Source organism: Shewanella sp. 5_MG-2023 (assembly GCF_030547465.1).
Taxonomy (GTDB): domain Bacteria; phylum Pseudomonadota; class Gammaproteobacteria; order Enterobacterales; family Shewanellaceae; genus Shewanella.
Genome location: NZ_JAUORC010000011.1, coordinates 1 through 11,727 on the forward strand (window position 1 = coordinate 1; position 11,727 = coordinate 11,727).

Genomic DNA, 11,727 nt, shown 5'->3' on the forward strand with positions numbered 1-11,727 from the left:
ATGACGGCGCCACTGCTGAAACCACCGCAGGCATCACTACACTGGCGGTTAATGACGCACCTGTAGTTGATGGCAATGTCGCTTACACTATGGATGAAGATGGTGTTATTACGGTCACGCAAGAGCAGTTACTGGCTAATGCCAGTGACATCGATGGTGATGAGTTAACTGCTAGTAATTTAGCTGTTAATGGTAATGGCAGTGTGGTTGATAACGGTAATGGCACATTCTCCATTACACCAGATCCAGATTACAACGGCGATTTAGGGCTGACATTTGATGTTTCAGATGGTGAAGCAACTGTTTCTGCCGCAATGGATTTAACAGTAAATCCAATTAATGATTTACCGACAGCACCTACTATCAATCTAGAGGGTACTGAAGACGTCAGCATAACCATTGACCCTAACTATATCCTTTCACAGGCAAGTGATATCGATGGTGATAATCTGACGTTAGATAATCTATCGGTTCGTCAACCTGCCAACTCATCACTAACACAGAATCAGGATGGTACTTATAACCTCATTACTCCTGAGCACTTCAATGGCTTAATAGAATTAAGTTATACCATTTCTGATGAAACTGGAGAGGAAGTTGAAGGTGAATTGGCAATGGATATCATCCCAGTGGATGATTCACCATTCCAAAATGGTAATGCGCATCTGACTATTCAAGAAGATGGCGACATAACCTTTAGCGAAGCTGATTTATTAGCCTTATTCGGTGATGTTGACAGCTCACTAACCATTTCGAAAGTGGTTACCGCAGATGGTGAGGAGGCTGACGGCAGTATTACTGACAATGGTGATGGAACCTGGACCTTTAGCCCGACAGGTGATTTTGCTGGTACCGCAGGTTTGCAGATCGTCGCAACAGATGGAAATAGTGAAGCAACGGTCGACTTACCTATTTATATTCGACCTGTAGCTGACGGTACTGTTATTACCACAGCTCATGAAGGGCCACTTGTTTTTGCTGAAGATAGCACGGGTCATTTCTCACTTAATGTTGAAATGCTTGATGCATCAGAAACAATGGAAAGTCTTGTGATGACAGGCTACCCAGTAGGCTTCGTAGTGAGTGATGGCACCAATACCATGACTATCACTGAAGAAGGGCAGGTTGTTGATATAACCCAATGGAATCTTGAAGACTTATCAATGACGCCACCAGAAGACTACAACGGTAATTTCTTTGTCACAGTATCTTCAGTTACTTTAGATGTTGGCGATGAAAGTTCAGTAGAGGATGACAGTCCATTATTGAACGATGTGCCACATGAAGAAGCATTTGCCATGAATGATGATGGTTACGTACTTTTAGAGGCCAGCGATTTATTGGAATCTCAAGGTTTAGATTCAGAGGCTGTCAATGTTGAAAGCGTGAGTTATTCAGGTGAAGAAGGAGTATTGATAGACAACGATAATGAGACATGGACATTCTGGTCAGATCCTGATTATCAAGGACCGGTCACTGTCGATTTTACCGTAGATGACGGCACATCTCATTCGGTTGATTTTGAAATATCGGCAATAAACACAGAGGCAGCAGTAGATAATATTGCCGAGGCAAGTATCGAAGCGCCAGCTGCAACAATCGTAACTGTTGATGAGTTACTTGAAAATGTAGAAAGTATAGAAGGTGATAATTTAACTGTTTCAAACGTGCAGGCAGAAAATGCAGTCGTTATCGATTTACTTGATGGTAGCTATAGTGTTGAGCAAGATACTGATTCACAAGGTTCTTTAGACTTAACTTACAGTGTCAGTAATGGCACAGATACAGTCGATAGCTCAATAACCCTTGGCTCTGCAGTAGGGAATGAATCTGAAGATTATGACTATACAGCAGCACCTGGTGGCAGTGTAAATGTATTCATACCAACAGATATCAGCTCAAACAGTGAAGTCGACCATGTGATTATTTCTGGTTTACCAGAAGGTGTTTCGCCTCAGTCAGGTATAGAGCAAGGAGAAAGTGAATACTTAATTGCTGGGGACTTAAGTCAACCAGTCAAGCTAGAAATACCAGAAAACTTTAGCGGTGATATTAATATGGACATGAGTGGTGTTAATAGCATGGATCAACCAATTGATGGAGCTGCAACGTCTATTGCCATTGACGTTAATTCCTCTTATGAAATGGATGGCTCAAGTGCTGATACGCAACAATTAATCACAGGCTCTGATGATAGTAATGCAGGAGATTGGACTTCAGGTGATAACACCGATCTCGGTATTGACGTTATGGATGACAGCGCCAGCTTTGATGATAGCGCTCATACAACAACAGAGGATGACTCAACGACATTGGCTGATTCAATATAAATCACGATTAAATATTTACAGTGATAAGACGTTAAAGTGCAGGTATCTTTATAAAATATATGTTTTTTATAGAGATATCTGGATTTTAAACTAAAGTTATTATTAGGGATTATTAAATCGTAATTACACAGTACCTAAGTCGTCAATTTAGGTGGTGTTAACCAAGTCAAAATGAGTTTTAAATATGATAAATATAACAGCGTTAAGTGACATGTTTGATGGTGATACAGAGTGCGTAAAAGAGCTATTAGGTTTGTATTTAGAGTGCAATGCTGATGCCGCAACAACCATTGAGGCGCATTATAGTACTCAGGATACAGAGGCGCTTTTTCATGTTTTTCATACCTTATCAGGTTCTTTGTCTAACTTGTGCGAAGAAGATGCTGTTCCATTGATTAGGGAGGCCGAGGGGATAAGTAAAAAGGGCGAAATGCCAAGCAGGCAGCAAATAGATGTAATACAGCAACACCTATCAAAAATTGCTGAGCAGGTTAGCCTTTCCGTTTAAAAAAATTTATTTCATTGACATAACAAGGTAGTGATGGAGATAAATGAAAGGTAAAGATAATCTTGAGCAAAACTTTGAAGACATCATCGAGGAGTCTATTAACAGTGTTCATTCTGATAGCTCTAGCGTATTAATAGCTAAAAACAGCAGTAATAGTTCACAAAAAGTTTCCTCGGTTGCATTTGTCTTTTTCTTTATTTTATTGATATGGGGCTCACAAGCAGAGCTTGAAATTACTGTGGCCACAAGAGGGGAAATACTTCTAAACTCAGATATCGAAAAAGTGCAACACTTAGAAGGAGGGATACTTGAAAAACTCTATGTCGCCCCTGGCGATATTGTTTACAAAGGCCAAAAAATTGCACAATTAAGATCAAAAGATAAGCTTGGTGATCTTGCTGTTAATCTTTTTGAAATCAATCAGCTTAGGATAGAGCTAATAAAATACGAATCTTTAATATCCCAACAAGAACCCGACTTTTCAGCCTTTAAAGACTATCCACAAACGCTCAAAATACAGCAAGAGCAATGGCGAGAAGAGAATAGCAAAAATGTAACCAGTGATGATTTAATGGAGCATGATATTGCCCATAAAACGGTGATCATCGACTCTATGAAACAGCGAATACTTTCTTCTACAGCCCAGTTAAACATAATTAAAAAGCAACTCGCCATAAAAGAGCAATTGTATAAAGAAGAAATGGCGTCATATACCGACGTGCTTAATATGCAAGTGCAAGAAATGAATATGCTGCGTGAAATTGAAAATTTAGAGGAGTCAGTAGTTAATGAAGGTTTTTTATTAACTCGTCTCACCAAGCAACTGGAAAACACCAAGTTTATTAGGGATAGCGAATATCGAACCAAGGTTGTTGCGCTAGACAAAGAGCTTTCAATAAAGTCAAAAATGCTGCCATCGATTTCAGATAAAGTGGATCGCTTGTTTGTTTATTCACCGGTAGACGGTACAGTAGATAAGCTTAATTATAATTATATCTCTGCCATTATATCGCCAGGGGATAGCATTGCTGATATCACGCCGTTAAATAATGCTTTACGAGCTGAGATAAAAATAGCCCGCAAAGACATAGGTTTTATCGTTAAAGGCCAAAAAGTAAAACTAAAGCTTGATGCCTATAATTTTGCTAAATACGGTGTTATCGATGCGGTGATTTCATCTATCTCGAGAGGATCATACGAAGAAAAAGAAGAAGAATTTTTTCTAGCCGAACTCACAATCAATAAAAATTATCTAGAAAATAAAGGGGTTAAGTACCACTTAGCACCATATATGGAATTTACTGCAGATGTAAAAACAGGCAGTAGAAAAATTATTGATTATGCTCTTAAACCTATAATGGCTGCGTTAGAAGAGTCGTTTAATGAGCGTTAAACATGAATGTAAAATATAATAATAATGCGCTAAAAATTAAAATTGCTTTTGCTATTGTGCTGATATTAACTCTCGGCCAGGTGGTTTATTCACTAAAAAATACCGTTTCTGGTCAGAAGCCTGCCGTCACGGCTAATCAAGATGCACTCATTAACACCTCAAACAATATCGTCGATCAACTTGAAATATTAAATGCCACCCTCTCCTTATGCGAAGTAGGGCGCTCACCATGTAATAAGGCTCAAATTTCTGTTTTGACGCAGCAAATTGCTAAAGACGTACAGTCTTTCATTTCTATCGCATCTACTGAAAAAAAACTTATATCCCTTGCTGGTCTGTTAAAGTTTGACTACGTTAACTTATATGTAAAAAAGTATAATGATCATAAAGATATCAATACATTAAAACTTGATATCGAAGGAAGTTTAGCAGAAGTTAGTGATATTTCAGCTAACCTAAATCAAAAATTAGCAGCTGATATAAAGCAAAATTCACAATCCCAAATGGCGATATTTTTTGCCATCAATACCGCCATATTTGGTTTTTTTGTGTTTGGCTGGTACCTGATAAGGAAGCAAATTCGATACACAGTAAAAGAAAAGAGCAGATTATCGAAGTCGTTTCATCATATTTTAGGTGACGTTAAAACCCTCAATCATAGTTCTCTAAAGCATCGCTTATCAGATATTGACTCAAGCTCAGATGAAAAAAAAATCTACTCCATGCTGCTGTTTAGTTTTGAAAAGTTAGAGCAGCAAATGAGTAAAACTGACTTATACCAAAGGCTGTATAACTTATTAGGTTATGAAATTAGAGGCATAACTAACACCATACACGGGGGCATTGATCTACTGGTCAATAAAGAGAATGTTCAAGAGGTTTTACAGGCCAAAGAGATCACCACTGCGACCAGAACATTAGAAAACCTTGCTGAAAATTTTAATTTACTTTCAACAGTAGAGTCATCTTCTAGCACAAAGTTGGTCGATTTTTACAATTTAATTAGTGAATTAGTAGTACTACTATCAACAAAATCTAAGCAACAAAATAAACTTATAGAATGTTACGTCGCAAATACTATTCCCTTATCCTTTTATGGTCATCATACTGGTTTATTTTGGCTTTTGCTGATGCAAATTTCCGAAACAATCTCCAGTTCCAACTGTCGTAACGTACTGTTTTCTTTAAGTTGCAGCTCGGCAACAAGGGTTGAGAAGTTACAGATTAATATTGATCTATACCTCTATGATCAAGATATACCCTCCATGGAGCATATCGAAAATTTAGCTTGGGGTGTCGTACCTAAAAAAGACATAACCAACAAGGCATTGGTTAAAACATTACTCAATCAAATAAAAAAATATCATGTCATTCAAAAAAATATTGATGACATATCAAGAGTGCGGATCTCTTTTGATGTCACCCCTGTTGATTATCAGACTGAAAATAACCAGCTCTACGGCAGAACGCTGCTAATTTGTGGTGCATCTTATATGCAAGTTGATGTGATTGAACAAATGCTAACAGATCAAGGGGCTAAAGTGATTATTGCCCGCACCGGCAATGAATTATTTCAATCTATAAAGGAGCTTTCACCCCAAGATGGCATCATCTTAACCAATACTATTCAGGGGGTAAATTTACAGTCATTTTGTAAAATATTAAAGGCGAGGCTGAATAAGAAAGTGATCAAAATATTCTTGTCGTTATCATCCTCAAATATCGATGAGAAGCTCTACGAACATGTTGATCATGTCTTTTATCACCCTTGTCCACCCAGTGATTTTATCGCCCATATTGTTGAGCATATAAATAAAGACGAAGACGCAGCGGTAGATGAAAAATCAGAAAAAATATTAATCGTTGAAGATGATAGGTTGCAGCAATTTATCTTGAAGAAAATACTCACTGATTTAGGTTTTGATTGTGATACGGCTAATGATGGTAAAGAAGCCATTGAGTCAGTCAAAGTGGGCGATTATAAAACGGTGTTTATGGATTGTATTATGCCTAATCTTGATGGTTTAGAGGCGACATCAAGGATCAGACAGAGTGACAATGAAAATAATCTGCCTGACAGGGTCATCATCGGTGCGACCGCTTTAACCAGTAACGATGAACATCAAAAATGTATCAGTGCGGGCATGGATTATGTCATCCATAAGCCCTATAAAAAAGATGAGATTTTTAATGTATTAAGAAAGTATCTAGCAATTAATAAGGCGAATAAATGAAGATTATTAAATTCGCTTTAATACTGTTGTGTGTTGTTAATGCTGCTTCTACAAGGGCATCAGAGCTATCTTTGTTAATTGATCAGGCATTGAGGAATAATTATCAGATTATCAGTTCTGAGTTTGAATTAGTGTCTTCAGAATATGATCTACAAAAAGGGACTTCGCCTTTCTTACCAACCGTGAATATTCAGGCAAATTCCACTTGGAATGAATCTAAAACCACCTATCCTAACCCTGATGACGGTAGTCGTACCGATAATGACTATAACAGTAATGGTTACAGTTTATCCTTGTCACAGGTATTACTGGATTACTCTATCGTATATGACTACGACTTGAGCAAGTTAGAGTTACAAATAAATGAAATAAAACATAATAAAATTCTCAATGATATTATCATCAAGGTGGTTGAAAATTATTTCTCTTATTTAAAATTCAAAGCGCAGCATAAAGCCACCAAAGCGGAGCTAAAGTCATCTCAAGCACGCCTAGAGCAAATTAGTAGAAACAATGAGCTGGGTAATGTGGCCAAAACAGATGTTTATGAGGCCTATGCTAAGAAGGAGCAAAATGCAAAAAGCTTGGCAAGCATTGAAAAAGACATCAGGATTTCTCTAATCAAGCTCAATTCTACAACCCAAACAAAGCTCGAACCTAAGTTTGATATCCAATTAAATCAGCACTATCAACAGATCCCATCAAGAAGCAAAAGTAAGCTTAAAAAAAACTTAGCCCATAAAAACTACGACATTATTATTTCACAATACAATATCAAAAAATCAGAAACCACATTGGATAAAACCAAATCAGGCTTTTACCCCACCATTTCAGCGTCGGCAAATTATAGTGTCAATGATAGCAATAATAATGTTGAAACCTATAACGATGATATCAGCTACTCTTTAAATATAAATGTTCCCATAATGAGTGGTGGCTCCACTTATTATGAATATCAAAAAAATAAGAATAAAATATTCCAGAGTATCGCTAACCATAGGCAATCAATTGATGACGCAGGAGTTGAATTTGATGAGTTGATTTATCAAATTAATGACAATGTCACATCAATTAATTTGTTGCGGAAAATTATTATATCGAACTACTCAGTTTATAAAGGAACGCAAAAAGCTTATAAAATCGGAACTAAAACATTAACGGATTTACTTTCTTCAGAGTCAAATTTATACAACAGTATTCGTGATTTTTATTCTAATCAATATGATTACATCATCAATATGACTAAGTTTGACGCCTTACTCGGCCCAGTTGACCTTAATATTCTTAGTGCATTATCAAATAGTATGGTGCCGATACAGAATAATTTTGATTTGGAAGTGCTTGAAAAGTTGAAAAAGGAAGCTGATGAATAAATTATCCTATATTCCTAAACTGTCGATAATCGACTTAGTTTTTCTATTCACTTCAAGTATTCTGACGACCTTACTTGGGTTGGTGCTACCATTTGCAATTTTGATTATCTTTGACCGGGTACTGCCAAATCAAGCAACTTCCACTTTGTATTTTATCTATTCAATTATTTTAATAGCGATAATTTTAGATTACAAAGTGAAAGCATTAGAAGAAACCCTTATTGCTGATATTGGTAATAAGTTTGAAAGAAAAATCACCAATCAACTGTTTCAGGCGGTATGTCATGCCAATATCACCCGTTTTAAAAAGCTTGAAGTCGGTGAATACTTAGAACGACTCAATACGATCCCCAGCTTAAAATCCTATTTTAGTGGCGACTTAGTGTCATCTTTTATCAATATATTTACTTGTATTGTGACCATAGTCGTACTGGCGGTCATTAATCTGAATACCGGTATTATCATCAGTGTAGCGTCATTATTTCTATTTATTATTGCCTATTTTTCAACAAGTAAAAAAGTGCAGTTATTAGAAACCAAGTCGACTATTGAGGGGATTACAAACTCTAAAATAATCGAGATTGTGTCATATCCACTGGATATTAAAAGTCGCACCATGGAATACCGAGTTGAAAACTTGATGAATAACATGATCGAACAACGAGAGCATTTCAGTACTAAATTTGAAAGACAGGAATCAAATTTTGCCTTAATTCTTTCTTTGGTGCAGCAGCTTTCAGTGGCGGTAGTGGTAATTAATGGTGCCCTTAGCGTGATCGCAACAGAAATGAGCCAAGGGGTGATGGCGGCTATTATTTTATTAACTAACCGCTATTTTGGCCCGTATCAGCAAGCGATGAGAACTATGGGACAATGGAAAATCAATAAAATTTATATTGATCGCTTGAATGAAATGTTGCTGATGGAAAATACCAATAAAGCGGCTTGCACCTCGCCTGAGTCTGCTGCCGGGCAAGAGCCTAACACTAGCTCTGGTTCAAGTGTGTTGGCCAGTGATAAAGCTAACGAAGCGTTATTAGCCTACAACAGTAGGATCCCCAAGATAATTTTTAATAATCGAGAAATCTCTTTTACTAAGGGAAAAATAACCCTACTAAAAGGCAAGTCGGGTAGTGGTAAAACCCGGTTAATTGAGCGCATTGTACAAAAATCTCAAGAAGAGAATATCGATGCTAACCTTGTTGTAACTATAGATAAAAACAGCAGTTTTATTGAAGGGACTATCATAGATAATATCACTTGTTTTAGGCCGCAATTACATAAGGCGGCATATTCTCTTTGTGAAGCTTTATCAATAAAAGAAGATATCGACCAACTCAAACTCGGTTTTTTTACTGAGCTCAGTAGCGGTAATAGTAAAGTATTTTCTCGTCAGGTTTCTTTTTTATTACTTATTGTAAGAGCACTATTAAATAACAAGTTGGTTATTATTATTGATGATTTTGATCTTGTTTACGATAAAGAAGTGGCCATTAATTTGCTCTCTTGTTTGAGGCCCCGCACCGGAAAATACTCCTTTGTCATAGTGAGTAATAAAATCACCAATACTGACACCCTGGTTGAAACGATTACATTGGGTTAAAAAATGGATACTTTAATAGCATTTGATGAGCTTAACGAAAGACTAGAGCACTTTAAGCATGGTGAGTATCAGCAGCGCTTTGAACAAACGCCATTATTAAATGGCATAGCCTATGCGTTGATTGCATTAGAGTGGGAAGGGACCCCCAGTATTTTATCCGATGTCTTTATTCATCATGACAACCACCTTAGCGCATTTAAAGCCACATTAACCAGAGTTGGCTATGAGTGTCTAAGCATTGATATAAAAACAAAAGATCAATTACACGAGGTCACATGTCCGGCCTTTATTTCGCTAAAACATCAAAATTATATTTTACTCAGTTATAACGATAAAACCTGCTTCTTATATGATTATGAAAATGACAATATTTTCGAATATGTGTTTGATCCCAGCGGCGAGTTTGTCGCATCGATTTGTTACATATCAAGTTACTCTCGGTTATTTCGAGAGCCGCCGCCAGAGTCTCAAGATAAAAAGAATTGGATTAAATATTCGTTTTATCGATATAACGCAGAATTTAAAGATCTCATTAAACTGAGTTTAGGGATCAACTTGTTGGGCGCCCTGCAGCCTTTTTTTATTATGAGTGTATATAATTTTGCCTTAAGTGCAGGCTCGATTTCTACCTTATTGTGGCTTTCAGCAGGGGCTGTGATGGTCGCTTGTTTCGAATATATTTTGAAAAAGCAGCGTATGGAAATTCTAGCAACCTCAGGCAAAGAGCTCTCTTGTTATATTTCTTACAGTGTTTTGTCTAAACTGCTGTGGCTGCCCTATGCGATGACATCAAGTGCTGGTACATCTTCACAGTTAGCCAGACTCAAAGATATTGACCAATTTAGGCAGTTAGTGACAGCTGAATCAAGCTTAAGCTACTTTGATTTACCTTTTATCTTTATTTTTATCATTGCCATAGTCATCATGTCTGGCACCGCGGCGATAACCGTAATATCTGGTATTTTAGTCATGGTGGGCTTTTGTGTGTATGGCCGCTACATCTATTCAAAATCGGCTTCTCAAAGTTCTAGAGCCAATGCGATGGTTTCTTATCAGTGGAATGAAATATTATCCAATACCTCCTCAATTCAAGGGTTACCATTAATTTCGGTATTAAAATCACGTTTTAATTCAGCGTTAATACAACGATTAAGCGATTCACACCAAGTTAGTACCACTAACAGCAAAGTGCAGAGTATGGGTGGTAGTTTGATTCAAATTATCGGCATCACCAGTATTGTCACCGCGGTGTCAGGCGTGATGGAAGGCACGACAGATGCAGGTGCTATGTTGGCGATTATCATTTTAGTGTGGAAGGCACTAACGCCAATTATGGGGATTTATAATTCCTTAGCCAAAATAGATACTATTAAAGCTTCAACGGGGCAAATTAATGCGCTAATGTCACTAGATGATGACCGCAATAAAATGGAGAAAAGCTCGCCATTAAATCAATTTCAGGGACAGTTAGAAGTCACCGGGCTAACCCATCGTTATACGGGGCTTTCAAAAGGGTTAACTAACTTATCTTTTCGTGTTGGCAAAGGCCAGAAAGTGTCAGTTTGTGCGCCTTCTGGGGTAGGTAAAACCACGTTAATGAACCTTTTAGGGGGGATTGAAACCCGTTTTCAAGGTCAAATCACGCTAGATAATTATAATGTTACCCAGTTTAATAGCTTCAAATATAGAAATAGCATCTGCTATATCCCCTTTGACTTTCATTTATACCAAGGGTCAATTCTGGCTAATTATCGGCTTTATAATGGCTATGTTGATGAAGACCATATCGATAAAATGATCAGCTTTTTTCATTTAGAAAAATACTTGCCAGAAGGTAAGTCAACACTGATCACCAGCGGATTAATCAAAAGCTTACCAGATGGTATTTTAAGAAAAATAAAGCTGATGATTGGTATTGGTAGTTGTCAGCAAAAATTTCTTATTATTGATGAGCCATTTGTCGGCTCAGAAAAAGAAAATAGCCATTATTTAACTTCGCTTTTTTCTAGCTATTTAAAGAAATGCACAGTGATCTATACCAGCAATGAGAAGGCCATGGTGGCAACATCAGATCTGTGTTTACTGCTGGATGAAGAGGGGGCGCAGAAGTTTTTTGGTACGCCTGATAAGGTCTTATCAGCGGCGTCTAAAATATTGTATTAAAGGCCGTAGCCTTTGCAGATGGTATTCGCTTCAACAGGGTCTAAGGAGGCTACTTTTAATCCCCCTTTTTCATCAGTCAAATTTGGTAGTGTATTCTTGTAGTGGGCTTTTAATTGAGCTTAG

Annotated in this window: 7 protein-coding genes; all 7 read left to right on the forward strand. The window is 37.3% G+C overall.

Translation table 11 applies throughout. The features are described from left to right. Nucleotides 1-2,330 (forward strand): cadherin-like domain-containing protein (locus Q4557_RS07910; protein WP_303411944.1); only part of this gene is annotated, 2,330 nt, incomplete at its 5' end. A gap of 184 nt (nucleotides 2,331-2,514) precedes the next feature. Then, entirely contained in the window at nucleotides 2,515-2,838 is a 324-nt protein-coding gene (locus tag Q4557_RS07915; protein ID WP_102438343.1) for an Hpt domain-containing protein, read from the forward strand. A gap of 43 nt (nucleotides 2,839-2,881) precedes the next feature. Next, on the forward strand, nucleotides 2,882-4,231 hold the full coding sequence (locus Q4557_RS07920; RefSeq protein WP_102438345.1) for an HlyD family type I secretion periplasmic adaptor subunit: 1,350 nt from the start codon (nucleotides 2,882-2,884) through the stop codon (nucleotides 4,229-4,231). Between the two features lie 2 nt (nucleotides 4,232-4,233). Then, complete coding sequence (locus Q4557_RS07925) at nucleotides 4,234-6,465, forward strand: response regulator (RefSeq protein WP_102476885.1); 2,232 nt, start codon at nucleotides 4,234-4,236, stop codon at nucleotides 6,463-6,465. Further along, nucleotides 6,462-7,838 carry a TolC family protein gene (locus Q4557_RS07930; protein WP_102438349.1) on the forward strand — a complete coding sequence of 459 codons (1,377 nt, stop codon included), beginning with the start codon at nucleotides 6,462-6,464 and terminating at the stop codon, nucleotides 7,836-7,838. Before Q4557_RS07925 ends, Q4557_RS07930 begins: the two co-directional genes overlap by 4 nt. Next, nucleotides 7,831-9,441, forward strand: coding sequence for an ABC transporter transmembrane domain-containing protein (locus Q4557_RS07935; protein ID WP_198589346.1), 1,611 nt, complete (start codon nucleotides 7,831-7,833; stop codon nucleotides 9,439-9,441). Before Q4557_RS07930 ends, Q4557_RS07935 begins: the two co-directional genes overlap by 8 nt. Before the next feature lie 3 nt (nucleotides 9,442-9,444). After that, nucleotides 9,445-11,604: an ATP-binding cassette domain-containing protein gene (locus Q4557_RS07940; protein WP_303411954.1), complete on the forward strand. Its 2,160-nt coding sequence runs from the start codon at nucleotides 9,445-9,447 to the stop codon at nucleotides 11,602-11,604. Nucleotides 11,605-11,727 lie beyond the last annotated feature (123 nt).